Source organism: Sphingomonas sp. BLCC-B65 (assembly GCF_028550675.1).
Lineage (GTDB): Bacteria > Actinomycetota > Actinomycetes > Actinomycetales > Microbacteriaceae > Microbacterium.
In genome coordinates this window covers 1030869-1050475 of record NZ_JAQQGL010000001.1, presented here as the reverse complement: position 1 = coordinate 1050475, position 19607 = coordinate 1030869, and the positions used below count along the sequence as shown (strand labels likewise).

The 19607-nt window shown below is 70.0% G+C and carries 16 protein-coding genes; 10 read left to right on the top strand and 6 right to left on the bottom strand.

Annotated elements, in window-relative coordinates:
* The first annotated feature begins 44 nt into the window (after positions 1 to 44).
* Genes PP359_RS05150 through PP359_RS05140 form a run of 3 tightly spaced genes read left to right on the top strand, consistent with a single transcriptional unit; the run spans position 45 to position 2207 of the window.
* Complete coding sequence (locus tag PP359_RS05150; protein WP_204946723.1) at positions 45 to 590, top strand: DUF3060 domain-containing protein; 546 nt, start codon at positions 45 to 47, stop codon at positions 588 to 590.
* A gap of 16 nt (positions 591 to 606) precedes the next feature.
* Positions 607 to 1323, top strand: coding sequence for a response regulator transcription factor (locus tag PP359_RS05145; protein ID WP_294944392.1), 717 nt, complete (start codon positions 607 to 609; stop codon positions 1321 to 1323).
* Positions 1320 to 2207 carry a sensor histidine kinase gene (locus PP359_RS05140; protein ID WP_499250028.1) on the top strand — a complete coding sequence of 296 codons (888 nt, stop codon included), beginning with the start codon at positions 1320 to 1322 and terminating at the stop codon, positions 2205 to 2207. The genes PP359_RS05145 and PP359_RS05140 overlap by 4 nt, the downstream gene beginning before the upstream one ends.
* A 12-nt stretch (positions 2208 to 2219) precedes the next feature.
* On the opposite strand, the gene PP359_RS05135 is transcribed toward PP359_RS05140, so the two are convergent.
* On the bottom strand, positions 2220 to 5924 hold the full coding sequence (locus PP359_RS05135; protein WP_499250027.1) for a multifunctional oxoglutarate decarboxylase/oxoglutarate dehydrogenase thiamine pyrophosphate-binding subunit/dihydrolipoyllysine-residue succinyltransferase subunit: 3705 nt from the start codon (positions 5922 to 5924) through the stop codon (positions 2220 to 2222).
* A gap of 143 nt (positions 5925 to 6067) precedes the next feature.
* Here PP359_RS05135 and guaB1 point away from each other — a divergent pair, with 143 nt between their 5' ends.
* Positions 6068 to 7525: a GMP reductase gene (guaB1, locus tag PP359_RS05130; RefSeq protein ID WP_499250026.1), complete on the top strand. Its 1458-nt coding sequence runs from the start codon at positions 6068 to 6070 to the stop codon at positions 7523 to 7525.
* 95 nt (positions 7526 to 7620) lie between these two features.
* On the opposite strand, the gene PP359_RS05125 is transcribed toward guaB1, so the two are convergent.
* The gene (locus PP359_RS05125; protein WP_499250025.1) at positions 7621 to 8595 is read right to left on the bottom strand and encodes a hypothetical protein; all 975 of its coding nucleotides are present in this window, start codon (positions 8593 to 8595) and stop codon (positions 7621 to 7623) included.
* Positions 8596 to 8904: 309 nt separating this feature from the next.
* Between PP359_RS05125 and PP359_RS05120 the strand changes: the two genes are divergently transcribed.
* Positions 8905 to 10260, top strand: coding sequence for a hemolysin family protein (locus tag PP359_RS05120; RefSeq protein WP_112932635.1), 1356 nt, complete (start codon positions 8905 to 8907; stop codon positions 10258 to 10260).
* Entirely contained in the window at positions 10257 to 11312 is a 1056-nt protein-coding gene (locus PP359_RS05115; protein WP_036319769.1) for a hemolysin family protein, read from the top strand. The genes PP359_RS05120 and PP359_RS05115 overlap by 4 nt, the downstream gene beginning before the upstream one ends.
* Before the next feature lie 52 nt (positions 11313 to 11364).
* Here the strand turns inward: PP359_RS05115 and PP359_RS05110 are convergent, their stop codons facing one another.
* Positions 11365 to 12450 (bottom strand): NADH:flavin oxidoreductase/NADH oxidase, encoded by a 1086-nt coding sequence (locus PP359_RS05110; RefSeq protein WP_499250024.1) that lies wholly within the window; start codon positions 12448 to 12450, stop codon positions 11365 to 11367.
* Between the two features lie 90 nt (positions 12451 to 12540).
* Here PP359_RS05110 and PP359_RS05105 point away from each other — a divergent pair, with 90 nt between their 5' ends.
* Genes PP359_RS05105 through PP359_RS05090 form a run of 4 tightly spaced genes read left to right on the top strand, consistent with a single transcriptional unit; the run spans position 12541 to position 16284 of the window.
* Entirely contained in the window at positions 12541 to 13371 is an 831-nt protein-coding gene (locus tag PP359_RS05105; protein ID WP_294944403.1) for an ADP-dependent NAD(P)H-hydrate dehydratase, read from the top strand.
* A 23-nt stretch (positions 13372 to 13394) separates the two neighbouring features.
* Complete coding sequence (locus PP359_RS05100) at positions 13395 to 14642, top strand: glycosyltransferase 87 family protein (RefSeq protein WP_499250023.1); 1248 nt, start codon at positions 13395 to 13397, stop codon at positions 14640 to 14642.
* Between the two features lie 43 nt (positions 14643 to 14685).
* On the top strand, positions 14686 to 15048 hold the full coding sequence (locus PP359_RS05095) for a thiamine-binding protein (RefSeq protein ID WP_499250022.1): 363 nt from the start codon (positions 14686 to 14688) through the stop codon (positions 15046 to 15048).
* Between the two features lie 9 nt (positions 15049 to 15057).
* Entirely contained in the window at positions 15058 to 16284 is a 1227-nt protein-coding gene (locus PP359_RS05090) for an MFS transporter (protein ID WP_294978579.1), read from the top strand.
* Positions 16285 to 16291: 7 nt separating this feature from the next.
* On the opposite strand, the gene metX is transcribed toward PP359_RS05090, so the two are convergent.
* From metX to PP359_RS05075, 3 genes are all read right to left on the bottom strand, one after another.
* Entirely contained in the window at positions 16292 to 17494 is a 1203-nt protein-coding gene (gene metX / locus PP359_RS05085) for a homoserine O-acetyltransferase MetX (protein ID WP_378794501.1), read from the bottom strand.
* Positions 17495 to 17556: 62 nt separating this feature from the next.
* Positions 17557 to 17964 carry a hypothetical protein gene (locus PP359_RS05080; protein ID WP_499250021.1) on the bottom strand — a complete coding sequence of 136 codons (408 nt, stop codon included), beginning with the start codon at positions 17962 to 17964 and terminating at the stop codon, positions 17557 to 17559.
* A 213-nt stretch (positions 17965 to 18177) separates the two neighbouring features.
* Complete coding sequence (locus tag PP359_RS05075; protein WP_294944415.1) at positions 18178 to 19500, bottom strand: bifunctional o-acetylhomoserine/o-acetylserine sulfhydrylase; 1323 nt, start codon at positions 19498 to 19500, stop codon at positions 18178 to 18180.
* Between the last annotated feature and the right edge of the window lie 107 nt (positions 19501 to 19607).

Genomic DNA, 19607 nt, shown 5'->3' with positions numbered 1-19607 from the left:
CGGTCGCGACGCGGCTGCGACATCCGTTTCGTAACGTTGTCTGCATGAACACGGTACGCCGCCCTCTCGCTCTGTCCTTCGCGCTCCTGATCGCGGGCTGCGCACTCGCCGGCTGCAGCGTCCGGGTGTCGGACGCCGGCGCCGCGACCTCGACGGCCGCAGATACGGCCGCATCCACGTCTCCGACGGCAGCGGCGCCCTCGCCGTCGCCGAGCGACAGCGCGAACGTGCGCGGTGTCGTCGATGACGAGCGCATGGCGAAGCTGCAGCGCAGTCGCTGGAGCGACAAGGTCACGCAGCACGTGGCGTGCGTGGACGGCGCGTACACGGTCGACCGCAACGCCGACGCACTGGTCGTGGAGGTGACAGGCGACTGCCGGGAGGTCACGATCCTGGCCTCGGCGGCCACCGTCCTGCTGCCCGCTGTCGACGAGCTCAGCGTTCAGGGCGACGGGAACATCGTCATCGTCGCCGCGGCCCGCGAGATCGTGCTGGACGCGGGCGCGGACGCGAACCTCGTCGGCTGGGAGAGCGGCACGGCTGTCGTCAAGGATGCCGGCACCCTCAACGGCACGACGCCGATCTCCTGATCGGTACGATCCGTTCATGACCTCCGCGCCGCCGCGTCTGCTCCTCGTCGACGATGAGAGCTCGATCACCGACGGCCTCGCCCCGTTCCTGACGCGCAGCGGGTTCGAGGTGCGCGTTGCGGCTGACGGTCAGCAGGCGTGGGACGTCGTCACGCAGTGGGTACCCGACATCATCGTCAGCGATGTCATGATGCCGGTGCTGGACGGTCGGGAGTTCGTCCGCCGGCTGCGCGCGGCCGGAGACAGCACGCCGGCGATCCTGCTCACGCGAGTCGGAGAGTCGGGCGAGCGTTCGGCTGCGCTCGAAGAAGGCGCCGACGACTACCTCAACAAGCCGTTCGACCCGCAGGAGCTCGTCGCCCGCGCACGCGCGGTGCTGCGCCGCGTCGCCGCGGGAGCCGCCCCGTTGGTGACGTCGCAGACGCTCGTCGCCGACGGCCTGAGACTGGACCGCCCCGGTCGTCGCGTCTGGCGGGGGGATGCCGAGGTGCCGTTGACCCCGAAGGCGTTCCAATTGCTGGAGTACCTCATGGCGCGCCCCGGCGAGGTGCATACCCGCGAGCGACTGCTGTCGGCGCTGTGGGGCTTCGACTTCGCCTCGCACACTCGAGCGGTCGACCACCGTGTCGCGGAGCTGCGGTCTGCTCTCGGCGACGACGCGACGGACCCGCGCTACGTCGAGACCGTTGCGGGTGTCGGCTACCGGTTCCGCGCCGAGGTGCGCCGCGCATGAACACTCGCGTCGGGGTGCTGGTTCTCGCCGCTGCCGCTGTCGTCTCAGCCGGTGTCGCCGTCGCCGGCGTCATCGCAGGAGACCGGCGATCGATCGTGGTCGAGGCCGGCGTTCCGGCCGTAGGCGTGGGCGTCGCGGTCCTGTTCGCCGCGGCGGCCGCGGCTCTCGCTCTCGCGGCTCACCGCCGGAGTCGTCTCCTCGAGACGACACGGCGCACCACGCGCGACACGGCGGCCTCGGAGCACCGACGCTTTCTCGCTCGACTCGACCACGAGTTGAAGAATCCCGTGACGGCGATCCGCGTCGCCGTCGCCGCGAGCGAGGCCGATACGCCCCAGCTCGCGACCATCGATGCCCAGACGGCCCGGCTCTCGCGGCTGGTCGCCGACCTTCGCAAACTCTCCGAACTGCAGACGTCCGAGGTCGAGCGCTCGCGCGTGTCGGTCGCCGCGCTGGTGACGGACGTCGTCGACGCGGTCCGGGACGCTCACGGGCGCGAGGTGGCGGTGACCCTGCCGGCGGCGCCCTGGCCGCTGCCGGACGTGGTGGGCGATCCCGACCTGTTGTTCGTGGCTCTGTTCAACGTGGTGGCGAACGCGGCCAAGTACTCCGAGCCGAGCGATGTGATCGAGATCCGCGGCGACGAGAAGCACGGTGCCGTCGTCCTCGACGTCGCCGACACCGGCCGCGGCATCCCCGCCGACGAGATCGATGCGGTCTTCGACGAGTTGGCTCGGGGCCGCAACGCGCGTGATCGCGGGGGCAGCGGTTTGGGCCTGGCACTGGTGCGCACCATCGTCGACAGACACGGCGGCGAGGTCACGATCGCCTCCCGCGAGGGCGACGGCACGCGTGTGCGCCTGGCGCTGCCCGCCGCCGGATGAGCGGCAGTCAGGTCAGACGGTGAGAGCCTTCTCGAGGATCGCGGCCTGCTCGCGCGCGTGCACCTTCGGTGAGCCGGTCGCGGTGGAGGCGGCGGCGGCGCGGGACACGCGGCGGATCGTGCGTCCGTGCAGGTGCTTGACGACCTCGAGCGCGATGAACGGCCAGGCGCCCTGGTTCTCGGGCTCGTCCTGCACCCAGACCAGCTGGGCGTTCGGGTAGCGGTCGATCACGGCGTTCAGCTGATCGATCGGAGCCGGGTACAGCTGCTCGAGACGGACGAGAGCGACCTGCGGGTTCGGCTTCTTGTCGAGCTCGGCCTTGAGATCCCAGTGGATCTTGCCCGAGTGCAGCAGCACCTTGGTGACCGCCGACGGGTCGAGGTTGCGATCGTCGTCGAGCACGGGCTCGAACCGTCCGGTGGTGAAGGCCTCGACGGGACTCGTCGCTCCGCGAAGGCGCAGCATCGCCTTGGGGGTGAACACGATCAGGGGACGACGGGGACGGGCGTACGCCTGGCGCCGCAGCAGGTGGAAGTACGACGCCGGGGTCGAGGGTCGCGCAACGGTCATGTTCTCCTGCGCGCACATCTGCAGGTAGCGCTCGATGCGGGCGGAGGAGTGGTCGGGACCCTGACCCTCGTAGCCGTGCGGGAGCAGCAGCACGACACTCGACTGCTGGCCCCACTTCTGGTCCGCGGCGGAGATGTACTCGTCGATCACCGACTGGGCACCGTTCGCGAAGTCGCCGAACTGCGCCTCCCACAGGGTGAGCGTGTCGGGCCGCTCGACGGAATACCCGTACTCGAACGCCATCGCCGCATACTCGCTGAGCAGGGAGTCGTAGACGTAGAACCGGCCCTGGCTCTCCGACAGGTTCGCCAGCGGAAGCCACTCCTGTCCGTTCGCCCGGTCGTGGAGCACGGCGTGGCGCTGGACGAACGTTCCACGGCGGGCGTCCTGGCCGGCCAGGCGCACGTTCGTGCCTTCCATCAAGACCGACCCGAAGGCCAGCAGTTCGCCGAAGCCCCAGTCGATCTGGCCGTTGCGGCTCATATCGAGGCGCTTCTCCAGCAGCTGCTGCAGCTTGTTGTGCACCGTGAAGCCATCGGGCTTGTTCACGAAGGCGTCGCCGATCTGGTGCACGACCTCGGTCGCGACGCCGGTGGTCTCCGGCTCGCCGACCGCCTGCTCCACGCCGCCCGTGACGGCGGGGGAGACGATGCCGGTGGCACCGGTCTCGGCGGCGTGGGTCTCGGCGAAGGCGATCTCGAGACGGTTCTGGAAGTCCTGCTTGGCCTTCTCGTACTCTTCCTCGGTGATGTCGCCGCGACCGACGAGCGACTCGGTGTAGAGCCGGCGCACGGATCGCTTCGCTTCGATGAGGTTGGTCATCAGCGGCTGCGTCATCGACGGGTCGTCGCCCTCGTTGTGTCCACGGCGGCGGTAGCAGACGAGGTCGATGACGACATCGCGGTTGAACTCCTGGCGGTACGCGACGGCGAGCTCGGCGACGCGGACCACGGCTTCGGGGTCGTCGCCGTTCACGTGGAAGATCGGCGCCTGGATGGTCTTGGCGACATCGGTCGCATAGACCGAGGTGCGGCCGTCCTGGGGCAGCGTCGTGAAGCCGACCTGATTGTTGACAACCACGTGCACGGTGCCGCCCGTGCGATATCCGCGCAGCTGCGACATCTGCAGCGTCTCGACGACGACGCCCTGCCCGGCGAAGGCCGCGTCTCCGTGGACGAGGATCGGCAGCCAGGAGAACGAGCCGATCGGCATGCGGTCCTGCTTGGCGCGGACGATGCCCTCCAGCACGCCGTCGACCGTCTCGAGGTGCGACGGGTTGGCCGCCAGGTACACCGGCAGCTCCTCACCGGCATCCGACACGAACGTACCCTGCGTACCGAGGTGGTACTTGACGTCACCCGAGCCGCTCTTCGAGCCGATCGCGACGGAGCCCTCGAACTCGCGGAAGATCTGGCTGTAGGTCTTTCCGGCGATGTTGGTCAGGACGTTCAGGCGCCCGCGGTGCGCCATGCCGATGGCGGCGCCGTCGAGACCCGCGCCCGCTGCCCCCTGCAGGATCTGATCCAGCAGCGGGATGAGCGATTCGCCGCCCTCGAGGCTGAAGCGCTTCTGGCCGACGTACTTCGTCTGCAGGAACGTCTCGAAGGCCTCGGCCTGGTTGAGCTTGTCGAGGATGCGCAGCTGCTCGTCATGGCTCGGCTTCTGGTACTTGACCTCGACGTTGTCCTGGAACCACTTGCGCTGGGCCGGGTCCTGGATGTGCATGTACTCGACGCCGATCGTGCGGCAGTAGGAGTCGCGGAGCACGCCGAGGATGTCGCGGAGCTTCATGAGCCTTCTGCCGCCGAAGCCTCCCGTGACGAACTCGCGGTCGAGGTCCCAGAAGGTGAGGCCGTGGTTCTCGATCTCGAGGTCGGGGTGCGTGCGCTGCACGTACTCGAGGGGATCCGTGTCGGCCATGAGGTGGCCGCGGACGCGGTAGGAGTTGATGAGCTCCTGAACGCGGGCGGTCTTGTCGACGCGCTCGGCGATGTCGACGTTGATGTCGCCGGCCCAGTGGATCGGGGCGTACGGAATGCGCAGGGCCGCGAAGATGCCCTCGTAGAAGCCGCGCTGACCGGTGAGCAGCTCGTGCACGATCTTCAGGAACTCGCCCGAGCCCGCGCCTTGGATGACGCGGTGGTCGTACGTGCTGGTCAGCGTGATCGTCTTGCCGATGCCGAGCTCGACGAGGGTCTTCTCGCTCGAGCCCTGGAACTCGGCCGGGTACTCGAGGGCGCCCGCGCCGACGATGCAGCCCTGTCCCTTCATGAGACGCGGCACGGAGTGGACCGTCCCGATGCCGCCGGGATTGGTCAGCGAGATCGTGGTGCCCTGGAAGTCGGCCGCCGTCAACTTGTTGCCGCGGGCGCGCTTGACGAGGTCCTCGTAGGCAGAGAGGTACTCGCCGAAGGTGAGCGATTCGGCCTGCTTGATCGAGGGGACCATCAGCGCGCGCGAGCCGTCGGGCTTGGGCAGATCGATCGCGATGCCGAGGTTGATGTGCGCCGGCGCGACGACGGAGGGCTTGCCGTCGATCTCGGCGTAGGACACGTTCTGGCTGGGGAAGGCCTTGAGGGCTTGGATCAGGGCCCAGCCGATGAGGTGCGTGAAGCTCACCTTGCCGCCGCGGGTGCGCGACATGTGGTTGTTGATCACGATGCGGTTGTCGATCATGAGCTTCGCCGGCACGGTGCGCACGCTCGTCGCGGTGGGCACGGTCAGCGACTCGTCCATGTTCGCGGCAAGAGTCTTCGGCATGCCGCGCAGCGGTGTGACGACGTCCTCGCGGGCGGCGGGAGTCGGCGTCGGTTCGGTGCTCGGCGCCTGCGCCGGCACAGGCTGGGGGGAGGCGGGGCGGGCCGTCGTGCGGGCGACCGGCTGGGCGCCGACGACGGGGATCGGTGCCGTCATCGGCCGAGGCTCGGCGGCCGCCGCCGGCGACGCGGCGGGAGCGGGCGCGGCGGGAGCGGGCGCGGCGGCCGGAGCGGTGGGAGCGGGCGCAGCATCCTTCTGAGTCTTCTCGTACGCCTCAAGCACAGGCCACCACGCCCGGTCGACCGAGTCGCGATCCTTCGCGAACTGGTCGTACATCTCGGCGACGAGCCATTCGTTGGCCCCGAATTCGCCGTCGCTCGAAGTTCCCACGCCGGTCACCTGACTGGACACGGTTGCGCCTGCTTTCATCGATGAACTTCAGATCGTGCGAGGCCCGCTGCCGTGTATGGCGCGGCCCACACGCACACGTTCATCAAGGGTATCCCAGGTTTTCTGTCGGTACCGTGGGAGTCATGCAGTTCTCCGGCGCACAGCCCACCGTCGACCTCACGTACTCGGACGTCTTCCTCGTGCCGCGACGATCCGGTGTGACGAGCCGCCTGGACGTCGATCTGTCGCCCCGCGACGGGACCTCGGCGACGATCCCGCTCGTCGCCTCCAACATGAACTCCGTCACCGGACCGCGTCTGGCCGCCGCCCTCGCCCGACGCGGCGGGCTCGGCGTGCTGCCGCAGGACATGCCGCTGCAGGAGATCGACGCGGCGATCCGCTGGGTCAAGGACCAGCCCGTACGGTGGGACACCCCGCTCGTGCTCGGCGCCGATGCCACCGTCTCCCAGGCGGCGGCGCTGCTTCCCGCGACGGAGGGCCACGGCATCGTCGTGGTCTCCGGCGACACCGCCCGCGTCCACGTGGACGACATCCTCGGGGTCGTGCCGGCCACGCGCCTCGGCACGGCCCTTCCCGACGCGCGCCTGGGCGATCTCACCCGCGGTCGCGGCGTCTCGATCGACGCCGACGACGTCGCCGATGCCCGGCACGCTTTCGACCTGCTCGTCGCCGCGGATGCCGAGACCGTGTGCGTCCTGCACCACGGATACTTCGTGGGCACCCTGTCGCAGCGCACCGCGTTGCGCTCGACGCTGTACCGGCCCGCGGTCGACGCGCACGGTCGGCTGATCGTCGCGGCTGCGGTCGGCATCAACGGCGACGTCGCCGCGAAGGCGAAGGCCCTCGCCGCCGCCGGTGTGGACGTGCTCGTCGTCGACACCGCGCACGGCCACCAGGAGGGCATGCTGCGCGCCCTGCAGACCGTGTCGGGGCTCGGCCTCGGCATCCCCGTCGCGGCCGGGAACATCGTGACGGCGGAAGGCGTGCACGATCTCGTCGGAGCCGGCGCGTCGATCCTGAAGGTCGGGGTGGGGCCTGGCGCGATGTGCACCACCCGCATGATGACGGCCGTCGGCCGCCCCCAGTTCTCCGCGGTGCTGGAGACCGCGCAGGCCGCCGCCGAGCTCGGGGCCCACGTCTGGGCCGACGGCGGCGTCCGCTATCCGCGCGATGTCGCGCTCGCCCTGGCGGCGGGGGCGGCATCTGTCATGATCGGCTCGTGGTTCGCCGGCACCATCGAAGCGCCCGGGCAGCTGCAGGTCGATGAGGGGGGCCGCGTCTACAAGGAGTCGTGGGGCATGGCGTCCACGAAGGCGGTCCAGGGGCGGTTCGGTCGGCTGGACGCCTACGAGCGTGCGCGCAAGGAGCTGTTCGCCGAGGGGATCTCGTCGTCGAAGATCTACCTCGATCCGCTGCGGCCGTCGGTCGAGGACCTCGTCGACATGATCACCTCGGGCGTGCGCTCGTCGTTCACCTACGCGGGGGCGTCGACCGTCCCCGAATTCCACGAGCGTGCCACGGTGGGACTGCAATCCGCAGCCGGCTACGAAGAGGGAAAGGCCCTGCCTGTCAGCTGGTGACAGCCCCCGGCATCCACTCTCGCTCGCGCGGCCGAAATCGGCTCGCGCTGCGTTGATTTGAGGAGCCGATGCCGATAGCGGCAGCGCGAGCGCGGTCAGCGCAACACCGGATCGCGGAAATGGGGCCGCGGCTTGGTGCTGCGCGGGCCGTCGGCGGTGAGGATGTCGTAGACGCGTTGCGGGCGGTCGGCGTCGGTGGCTTCGAGGCGCGAGAACCCGCGCACCTCGCGGCGGATCTCGTTCTCACGGTTCTTCTCGTCGATGACGATGGCCGCAGGCGTCCGCCCCGCCGTGTATTCGGGACTGAGATACTTCCCACGCCCGTCGATCTCGAGCCAGTGATCGGCATCCGGGAAGTACAGATCGCCGTACACCAGCCGACCGCTGCGCAGCACGCGCCGCTCCTGCAACCGCGTCGGCGGAAACCCGAGCGCCGCCACCAGCAGCCGCACGTGGGTCTCGCGGACGTTTGCCGACAGCGGTGCCGACGATGCGAGCGCACGGCGCGCACGAGCATCGCCCCGCACGGGCCTCTTGTCGTCGAGGAGCGCTTCGATCTCGGCCGCTGTCGTGAGCGCTCCTCCGGCGCGTCCGGTCCACAACGCCTGATCGATCGCCGTCACTGCGCGCAGGAACGGCAGCAGACGGGCGATATCCAGCGCGGTCTGGGCGGGAGTGGTGATCCGGTGGCGCCCGAACGGCACCGACATCCGTCCATCGCGCCCGAGCGCTCGCCGAGTGATCGCTCCTCCAGAGCGACCGCCTGTGGCGCGGTCCACCGTCACCTCGACCCGCGTCGGCCAGGCGCCGAGCACATCGATGCCCCACACGGCCGCCGCCGCGAAATGTGAGACGAGCGCGGGAGCGCGTACCCGCGCCATCACCTCCTGGACCCGAAGGCAGTGCTGCGCCACGGGGGACAGCTGCCGCCAGTCGGCGCCCATGACGAATGCTCCCGGCGCGACGCGCACCCAGGTGCCGTCCGCCAGCATCCGCCGTGCGCGCCGATCGTCCAGCGGTTCGCGCAGTTCACGTCGGCGCAGAACCGCGATGCCCACTGAAGCCGCCATGTGTCGACCCTCGCAGGCGCCGACGCCCCGGCATCCACGCCGACCGGACCGCGTGGACACCCGCGCCCGCAGCCCTGCCGGGGGAGGAGGCTGTGTGCTCCCTGTCGCGCGGTCGAAATCGGCTCGCGTGGCGTCGATTTCGGGCGCCGATGCCGATTTCGGCAGCGGCTGCCCGGTGGATGCCGAGTGGCGGCATCCACCCCCGACACGGGCCGGGTGCCGTAAACTTCTTCGCACCATGGACGACCCTCCCAGTTGCAGACGATCGCCCCACCGACCCTCCCCGAGCATGATCGGGGGTGACGTGTGATGGAACTCGTCATGCTGGGCGTGGGGCTCCTGCTCACCATCGGAACCGGCCTTTTCGTCGCGAGCGAGTTCGCGCTCGTCAACCTCGACCGCGCCGACCTCGAGGCCCGCCAGGCGGCCGGGGAATCGCGGTTGTCGCTGACCATCAGCGCGTTGCGGATCACCTCGACGCACCTGTCCAGCGCGCAGCTCGGCATCACGCTGACCACGCTGCTCACCGGCTACACGATGGAACCGGCCCTCACCACCCTGCTCAGCCCCGTGCTGACCGCGTGGGGCGTTCCCGACGCGGTGGTTCGCGTCGTCGCCACGACCGTCGCCATCGCCGTCGCTACGACGTTCTCCATGATCCTGGGTGAGCTCGTGCCGAAGAACTTCGCGCTGGCCATCCCGCGTCAGACCGCGAAACTCGTCATGCCGTTCCAGGTCGCGTTCACCACGGTGTTCCGTCCTGCGATCACCGTCCTGAACGGCTCGGCCAACGGCATCCTGCGGGGGATGGGGATCGAACCCAAGGAGGAGCTTTCCGGAGCACGCACGGCAGAAGAGCTCTCCAGCCTGGTGCGACGCTCGGCCAGTGCCGGTGTGCTGGAGGAGGACACCGCCTCGCTGCTGGATCGCACGCTCACCTTCGCGCGACTGACGACCGCGGATGTCATGACACCGCGTCCCAGCATCCATGCGGTCGCCGCCGGCGACAGTGTCGAGGACGTCATCCAGCTGGCCCGCCGCACGGGCCACAGTCGCTTCCCGGTGTTCGACGAGTCGATGGACGACATCACCGGGATCGTCCACCTCAAACAGGCCGTCAGCGTGCCGCGCGAGCGTCGTGGCGACGTTCCCGCGGCCGCCATCGCGGAAGAGCCGCTGCGCGTGCCCGAAGCCGTCCACCTGGATGCCGTCATGTCTGAGCTGCGCTCGCGCGGCTACCAGATGGCCATCGTCGTCGACGAGTACGGGGGCACCGCGGGTGTCGTCACCCTGGAGGATCTGGTCGAGGAGATCGTCGGCGAGGTGCTCGACGAGCACGACCGCTCGCGCGCGGGCGTCGTGCGGGTCGCCGGCGCCGTGACGTTCCCGGCGGAGCTGCGTCCCGACGAGGTGCTCGATCGCACCGGCATCCGAGTGCCCGAGGGCGACGTGTACGACACCGTCGGCGGCTTCTTCATGTCGATGCTGGAGCGCATTCCCGTCGTCGGCGACCGCATCGATCTGGAGGACGGCACGCTGGAGGTGCAGCGCATGGACGGCCGGCGCGTCGACCGCGTCAAGTTCACGCCGCACCCGCTGCCCCACGCGGCGCTCGACGGTGCCGATGCGTCCGACGCGGCGAACGAGGCAGGTGAGGGTCGATGAGCGACTGGGCCGGAATCGCGTGGCTGGTGGTGCTGCTCGCGTTCAACGCGTTCTTCGTCGGTGCCGAGTTCGCCGTCATCTCCGCGCGCCGATCGCAGATCGAGCCGCTCGCCGAGAAGGGCTCCAAGACCGCGGTGACCGCGCTGTACGCGATGGAGCACGCCACGCTCATGCTCGCCACGAGCCAGCTCGGCATCACGATCTGCTCGCTGCTGATCCTGAACGTGTCGGAGCCGGCGATCCATCACCTGCTCGAAGTGCCCCTGGGACTGACGGGCTGGAACGAGGCGGTCATCGGCGGCGTCGCGTTCGCGATCGCCTTGATCCTGGTGTCGTACCTGCACGTGGTGTTCGGGGAGATGGTGCCGAAGAACCTCGCGTTCTCGCTCCCGGACCGGGCCGTGCTTCTGCTGGCGACACCGCTGGTGTGGACCTCGAAGCTCTTCTACCCGATCATCGTCGCGCTCAACTGGCTGGCCAACCACATCGTGCGCCTGTTCCGCGTCGAACCGAAGAACGAGGCGGCGTCGACGTTCACCCTCGACGAGGTGGCCACGATCGTGAACCAGTCGCGGATCGAGGGTGTGCTCGATGACGCCTCCGGCGCCGTGACGGCCGCGCTGGAGTTCACCGACAAGAAGGCGGGCGACGTCGCCGTGCCCTTGTCGGAGCTCGTGACGCTTCCCGAGTCGACGACGCCCGAAGAGATCGAGCGCGCGGTCGCCAAGCACGGATTCTCGCGCTACGTGATCGTGGATGCCGAGGGCATCCCGCTCGGCTACGTCCACCTCAAGGACGTGCTGCGGGCTGCCGAGGGCGCCGGCGCCGAGGAGAAGGTCGCCGCGCCGATCAAACCGAAGCGCATCCACCACATGGTGCCGGTCGCCGAAACGACCGACCTCGAGGATGCATTGGCCCTGATGCGCCGCAGCAGCCGGCACCTCGCTCAGGTGCGCAACGCCCGGGGCGAGACGACGGCGGTGCTCTTCCTGGAGGACATCATCGAAGAGCTCGTCGGCGAGGTACACGACGCGACGCGCCGGGGCTACTGAGCCCGTTGCCGCCGCAGGGCCGGGTGTGTGGGCCGGGCCCTGCGGCGCTCGCTCACCGAACGGGAGCGATACGGGGGCGTCCGCGCTCGTACTGCGGGGGCCACAGCGCGGCGTCCGCGCCGCCGAGCTCGACCTCGGCGCGTAGCGCGAAGTGCGGGTCACGCAGCCATTCACGACCGGCCAGGATCACGTCGGCGGCTCCGGACGCCAGGATCTCCTCCGCCTGCACACCCGAGGTGATCTCGCCCACGGCACCGACCGCGACGTCGGCGACGCGGCGCACCTCGGCGGCGAGCGGGACCTGATAGCCGGGGCCGGTGGTGATGCGCTGGTGGGCGACGAGTCCGCCGCTGGAGATGTCGAAGACGTCGGCACCGCGCGCGGCAGCCCATCCGGCGACGGTCGCCGTCTGCCCGACGTCCCACCCGCCGTCGGCCCAGTCGGATGCCGAGAAGCGCACGAGAAGCGCGGCGTCCGGCGCCGCACCGCGCACCGCGTCGACGACCTCGAGCAGCAGCCGGGCACGGTTTTCCAGGGTGCCGCCGTACTCGTCGCCTCGCTCGTTGGACAGCGGCGACAGGAACTGGTGCAGCAGATAGCCGTGGGCGGCATGGATCTCGAGCACCTCGAATCCGGCCGCGACCGCCCGCACCGCGGCAGCGGCGAAGGCATCGACGATACGGCGGATGCCCGCGGCATCCAGCGCCTCCGGCGCCTCGAAACCGTCGTAGGCGATGGCCGAAGGGGCGAACGTGGTCCATCCACCGTCGGCGATGGGGACGGAGCCGCGGCGTCCGGAGAACGGCGACCACGTCGACGCCTTGCGTCCGGCGTGGGCCAGCTGCACACCGGCGCGCGCCCCACGGGCTCGGATCGCGGCGACGATGGGCGCCCAGGCGTCGCGCTGCTCGTCGTTCCAGAGGCCGACGTCCTCGGGAGAGATGCGTCCCTCCGGAGTCACCGCGGTCGCCTCCGCGATGACGACGCCGGCGCCGCCGGCCGCGAACTGGGCGAGATGTACGTGGTGCCAGTCGTTCGGCACGCCGTCGGTCGCCGAGTACTGACACATCGGCGCGACCCACAGACGGTTGCGGACCGTGCGTCCGGCCAGTTCGTAGGGGGTGAACAGCAGGCTCATCGCGACTCTCCGTAGGGGTGAGGACGTTCCGACGCGCGCCGGCGGCGCGCGCCCGACGACCGGGGGACGGGGACGGGTAGGGTGGCGCGCATGAGCACACCCTCGCCGTGGACGGCACCCGAGACGGCCACCTTCCTCAGGGTGCCAACGGCGAGCGACGACAAGTATTCCCGAGGCGTCGTGGGCATGCGCACCGGATCGGAGGAGTTTCCCGGCGCGGCTGTTCTGGGCGTCGAGGCCGCGTGGCGGACGGGGACGGGAATGGTGCGCTACCTCGGTCCGCGTCGGGCCGCCGACCTCGTGCTCCAGCGTCGCCCGGAGACGGTGACGGCCGACGGGCGGGTGCAGGCGTGGGTGGTCGGTTCGGGGACGTCCCCCACCGCTCGCACCCCTGCCGAGACCGCGGCGGTCCGGACGATCCTCTCCGGAGACGTGCCGGTCGTCGTCGATGCCGGCGCGCTCGATCTCGTCGTCGCGGCATCCGCCGTCACGGGCGATCCCGCGCCGCTGGTGCTGACGCCCCACGATCGCGAGCACGCCGCGTTGCGCGATCGGCTGGGGCTGGCCTCGGCGATCGGTCGGGAACAGGCCGCCCTCGAGACGGCCGCTGTCACCGGCGCCGTCCTGCTGCTGAAGGGTTCGACGACGCTGATCGCGACGCCCGAGGGCACGGTGCGCTCGGTGACATCGGGCGTCGCATGGCTGGCGACGGCCGGCACCGGCGACGTGCTCGCCGGCATTCTGGGAGCGCTCGTGGCAGGGGCTCCGGATCGTGTCGCGGATGCCGCCGCGTGCGCGGCCTGGCTGCACGGCAGCGCCGGAGCTGCCGCCTCCGCCCGACACGGCGGAGGGCCGCTGGTCGCTCTCGACGTCGCCCGTGCGGTGTCGAGCATCGTGGGCGAGCTCGTCTCGGAACGCTGAGGTCGCCTCCCTAGGATGGGGGGATGATGAGGCGGAGCGTGCTGTGGGCCGCCTTCGCGATCGTTCACGTCGGTGTCGCCTGGCTCGGCTTCGTCCTGCCCAACGAGCCCATGGGAGACGTCTACCGCGTCTACGAGCCGTGGTCGACGAGCGCGCTGCAGGGGCACGGCATCGTCGGCATCGACCAGTCGTGGGTGTATCCGCAGCTCGCGCTGTTGCCCATGCTGCTGGCGCACGCGTTCGCGTGGATCGCCGGGTACACCGTCGGCTGGGCGATCGTCGTCATCGCCGCGGATGCCGTCGCATTCGCCGTCCTCATCGGGCGCGCCCGCTCGGTGGGACGCGTGACGGCGGGATGGTTCTGGCTCGCCTACGTGGCGCTTCTCGGTCCGGTCGGGTTGTACCGGCTCGACGGGTTCACCGTGGCGCTGGCCGTGCTCGGCTGCCTGTGGCTCGTCGGACGTCCGTGGGCGGCGTCGGTGCTGCTGTCGGTCGCGACATGGATGAAGGTGTGGCCGGCCGCGGTGCTGGCCGCTGCGGTCGTCACGCTGCGTCGCCGCGGCGCGCTCGTGGGAGGTGCGGTGCTGGTGAGCGCGGCGACGCTGCTCGTGATCGCCGCTCTCGGGGGTGGGGCGCACGCTTTCGGCTTCATCGGCGACCAGACGGAGCGGGGACTCCAGGTGGAGGCGCCGGTCAGCATGCCCTACCTCTGGGGTGGTCTGCTCGGCATCCCGGGGTTCTGGGTGTACTACGACCAGCATCTGCTGACGTTCCAGGTCACCGGCACTCAGATCGATCCCGTGATCGCCGCGATGACTCCCGCGCTCGTCGTGGCGATGCTCGTGGTCGCGGGGCTCGGGGTGTGGGCCGTGACGCGCGGCGTGCGGTACGCGACGCTGTTCCCGACGCTCTCGCTCGCCTTCGTTCTCGGGTTCATCGTCTTCAACAAGGTGGGCTCGCCGCAGTACCTCTGCTGGCTGGTGCCGTCGGTGGTGCTCGGGCTCGTCATCGATCGCCGCCGCTGGATGGCCCCGGCGTCGACGGCGCTGTTCGCCGCGCTGCTCACGCAGCTCGTCTACCCCCTGACCTACAACGGCGTCCTCTACCCGCAGCTCGTGCCCGTGAGCCTTCTGACCCTTCGTAACCTCGTTCTCTGCGCGATGTTCGTGTGGATGATCGTGCGCCTCGTCTCCGTTGCCCGCCATGCCCCCGCCTCGACGCTTTCGACGCGGGCGCTCCCCGAGAACGCCGCGACGGGGCTCGTTCCCTGATCCCGTTCCCGCCGACCCGAACCCGCCGACCCGAAGGAGCCCCATGCTCGTCGCCTTCTCCGTCGCTCCGAGCGGCACCGCCACTCCCGCCGGGGCCGCCGTCGACGGCTCTGTGCACGACGCGGTCGCCGCGGCCGTGAAGGTCGTCCGTGACTCGGGACTACCGCACCGCACGACCTCGATGTTCACCGAGATCGAGGGGGAGTGGGACGAGGTCTTCGCGGTCGTGAAGGCCGCGACCGATGCCGTCATGCCCTTCGGCTCACGCGTCTCGCTGGTGCTCAAGGCCGACATCCGCCCCGGCCGCGTCGGAGAGCTCGACGGCAAGATCGAGCGGTTGGAAACCGCGATCGCCGCCCTGGAAGCCGACAGCGATGGCGGCCCGGAGGCTGCCGGCGACCGGTAGCATGAGCCGGTGATCTCCTCGACCCCGTCGAGGGGTGCGGCGATGTGGGCGCTCCTCTCCCTCGCCATCGGCTCGTTCGGCATCGGCATGACCGAGTTCGTCGTCATGGGCCTGCTCCCGAACATCTCCGCCGACCTGCTGCCGGCGACGTGGGCCTCCTCTCCCGAGGATGCCGTCGCGCAGGCGGGGTGGCTCATCACGCTGTACGCGCTCGGCGTCGTCATCGGCGCGCCGACGATCGCGGGTGTCGTCGCGAAGTATCCACGCCACCGTGTGATGCTGGCGCTGGCGGCGGCCCTGACGCTCGGCAACACGCTGACGCTGCTGGCTCCGACCTTCGAGCTGGTCGCGGCATCCCGCGTGCTGGCCGGGCTGCCGCACGGCGCATACTTCGGTATCGGCGCCCTTGTCGCCGCCGACGTCATGGGGCCGGGAAACCGCGCCAAGGGCGTCGCCTTCGTGCTCACGGGCCTCACGGTCGCCAACGTCGTCGGTGTGCCGTTCGGCACCTTCCTCGGCCAGCGCTTCGGGTGGCGCATCGCATTCCTCGTCGTCGCCCTCATCTTCGCCCTCGCCGCAGTGATGATCGCGCTGACCGTGCCGGCCCATGCGGGCGATCCCGGACGGACGCTCCGCGCGGAGCTGCGCGCGCTGCGGATCGGCCAGGTATGGCTGACCCTGGGGGTCGGTGCGATCGGGTTCGGCGGGTTCTTCGCGGCCTACAGCTACGTCGCGTCGATCGTCACCGATGTCGCGGGAGCTCCCGCCGCGGTGGTGCCGGTGATCCTCATCGTCATGGGCATCGGCATGACGATCGGAAATCTCGTCGGCGGCCACCTTGCCGATCGCGACCTGAAACGCACGATGCTGGCGGGCCTCGGCGCTCTCATCGTGGTGCAGGTGCTCCTCGCCCTCACTGCGGGCGCGCTGATCGCGCTCGGGCTGTTCATCTTCTTGGTCGGCTTCGTGTCGTCGGTGTTGAGCCCGTCGATTCAGACACGGCTGATGGACGTCGCGGGCGACAACCAGTCCATCGCCGCGGCGCTGAACCACTCCGCGCTGAACATCGGCAACGCCACCGGCGCGTTCCTCGGTGGCGTGGTGATCGCGGCCGGCTTCGGCTTCGTCGCACCGGTCTGGGTGGGAGCCCTGCTCGCGGCATCGGGTCTCGTGCTCGCCCTCGTGAGCTTCGGGATCGAGTCGCGCTCCGCGCGAGCCACCGCCGCGGCAGCGTGACGCCGGATCAGCTCTGCAGCAGGCGGCGCAGGTGCGCTCCGACGGCGGCCGTCTCGATGAGGAAGCCGTCGTGGCCGAAGTCGCTGGAGAGCACGACCGCGCCGTCGTCGATCGTCGAGCGGATGCCGCGCGCGATGCGGTGCTGTCCATCGATCGGGAACAGGCGGTCGCTATCGGTGCCGAGCACGAGCGTCGTCGCGGTGACACGCGCGAGGGCATCCTCGACCCCGCCACGGTCGCGTCCCACGTCGTGGGAGTTCATGGCCTCGACCAGCGTGATGTAGGTGTTCGCGTCGAAGCGGCGCGTGAACTTGTTGCCGTGGAAGTCGAGATAGCTCTCCACGGCGAAGCGGCCCCCGTGACCGAGCGGGCTCTTTCCCGACTGCCACGAGCGCTGGAAGCGTTGGTTGAGTTCGGTGGGGCTCCGGTAGTTCAGCAGGGCCATGCGGCGGGCGAGCGCGAGGCCGCGGTGCGGTCCCTCGCCGTCGGGAGCGTCGTAGTACTCACCGTCGGCGAAGCGCGGATCGATCTGGATGGCTTCCAGCTGCACGCCGTTGAGCGCGATCTGGTCGGCCGTCGTCGTCGGCGGAGAGGAGAGTACGGCGAGCCGCGCGACGCGCTCGGGCTGGCCCACACCCCACTCGAGCGCGTGCATGCCGCCCATCGAGCCGCCGACGACCGCGGCCCACACGTCGATGCCGAGCGCATCCGCAAGGCGCACCTGGGCGGCGACCTGGTCGCGGATGGTCAGGTACGGAAAGCGTCCCGCCCATTCGTACCCGTCGGGGGCGATCGACGACGGCCCCGTCGAGCCCTGGCATCCGCCGAGCATGTTCGGGGCGACGACGAACCAGCGGTCGGTGTCGATGGGGGCGCCCGGGCCCACGATGTCGTCCCACCAGCCCGCGGTGGGATGACCGGGTCCCGCGGCGCCGCGCACGTGACTGTCGCCGGTGAGGGCATGAAGCACGAGCACCGCGTTGTCACGGGCGGGCGACAGCTCGCCCCAGGTCTCGTAGGCCAGGCGGATGCCGGGAAGCTCCCGACCGCCCTCGGTCGTGAAGGCGCCGAACGCGGCGAAGCGGCGATCGCCGGCGGGATCGCCGTCGCGCCAGGCGCCCGTCGCCGGGGGGCGGCCGCGCAGCAGGCGCGCGTCGGCCTCCGTGATCGGTGCGCTCGGCACCGTGTCTTCGGAGGTCTGCCAGTCCATGCTCTCCCGCTACCTTTCGCCAGCTTCCAGGCTAGGTGGTCGTGTGCCCTCGGAGAGGACTGTTACGACTCGTCGGCGGCATGAGGCTCTTGCCGGCACGGATGAGCAAGCCGACTCAGAGCCCACGCGGACTGCGGGCCCGGCACCGCCCACAGCAGCCGCGCAGACGGCGTGGCGACGGAGTAGATCTGCGAGTCGGTGTGAACCTGGAGCCACTCGCCGACCGCGGGGCTTCTCGCGGCGTCGGACACGCTGATGACACGGATCTCATGGCCGCGAAACTCAAGAAAGCCGGGACGGATACGGACGTTGCCGCGTCGCCAGGCTGTCGTCAGACCGTCGTGCGATCCCCACTCCACACGCAAGGCTGCGCGCATCTTGCCACGGCTCTGCTTGGCGCGAATGAAGGGTGCCTTGATGACGTGACCGATGACATCGCCGATGGCTCCTCCGAGGAGGGTGCCGAGCACGTCGTCAAGCAATCTGTCACTCCGCGTCCATGAACGATCGATCGATCCTACGGCCGGGTGGCGCACGCGCTCGTCGTGCGCTCACGACTATCACCTCCGCAGAAACGCACGAACTCCGCAGCGGGAAGCGCTTCCGGCTGCGGAGTTCGCGGCATGCTGCGGAGTTCGTGCACCCGTCGGGGACGGGTGTGCTGCTCCGCGGCGGGGCAGGGCTCAGGCGCGGGCGGCCTCGGAGACCTTGCGCGCGGCGGCGAGGGCCTGCTCGAGGTCGGCCTTGAGATCCTCGACGTTCTCCAGACCCACCGACAGGCGGACCAGGCCCGGGGTCACACCGGTCGTGAGCTGCTGCTCCGGCGTCAGCTGCGAGTGCGTCGTGGATGCCGGGTGGATGACGAGCGAGCGGACATCGCCGATGTTGGCGAGGTGGCTGAAGAGCTCGAGCGCGTTCACGAACTCGCGACCGGCCTGGACGCCGCCCTTGAGCTCGAACGACAGCACCGCGCCCACGCCCTTCGGGGCGTAGCGGTTCGCGGCCGCGTACCAGGGCGAGGTCGGCAGGCCGGAGTAGTTGACCGAGGCGATGTCGTCGTGGTTCTCCAGCCACTCGGCGATCTCCTGCGCGTTCTGCACGTGGCGCTCGATGCGCAGCGACAGGGTCTCGATGCCCTGGATGAGCAGCCAGGCGCTCTGCGGCGAGATGGCGGCGCCGAGGTCGCGCAGCAGCTGCACGCGTGCCTTGATGACGTACGCCAGGCCGTCGCCGACAGCCTGCGTGTAGACCGCGCCGTGGTAAGAGGGGTCGGGGGTGGTCAGGCCCGGGAAGCGGTCGGCGTGCTCGGACCACGGGAACGTGCCGCCGTCGACGATGGCGCCGCCGATGACGGTGCCGTGGCCGCCGAGGAACTTGGTGGCCGAGTGCACGACGATGTCGGCGCCGTGCTCGAACGGGCGGATGAGGTAGGGCGTTGCGATCGTGTTGTCGACGATGAGCGGCACACCGGCCTCGTGGGCGACGTCGGCGACGGTGCGGATGTCGAGCACGTTGATCTGCGGGTTGCCGATCGTCTCGGCGAAGAACAGCTTCGTGTTGGGGCGGACCGCGCGGCGCCACTCCTCCGGGTCGTCCTGGTTCTCGACGAACGTGACCTCGATGCCGAGCTTGCCGAGCGTGTACTTGAAGAGGTTGTAGGTGCCGCCGTAGATCGAGCTCGACGACACGAAGTGGTCGCCGGCCTCCGCGATGTTGAGGATCGCGAATGTCTCCGCCGCCTGGCCCGACGCGACGAGGAGGGCGCCGGTGCCCCCCTCGAGGGCCGCGATGCGCTGTTCGACGACGTCCTGCGTGGGGTTCTGGATGCGGGTGTAGATGTTGCCGAACTCCGCCAGCGCGAACAGGTTCGCGGCGTGGTCGGCGTTGTCGAACACGTAGGAGGTGGTCTGGTAGATCGGCGTGGCTCGCGCCTTGGTCACGGGGTCGGGCTGCGCGCCCGCGTGGATCTGCGTGGTCTCGAAGCGCCAGTTCTCGGATGCGGACATGTCGGGCTCCATCGGGTGAATCGGAAGTGGTGGGGAGCCGGGGTCGGATGCCGCGGCCACCAACGACAGTAGAGTTCGCGCCCGTTGTCAACAACGGTCGGGAAATG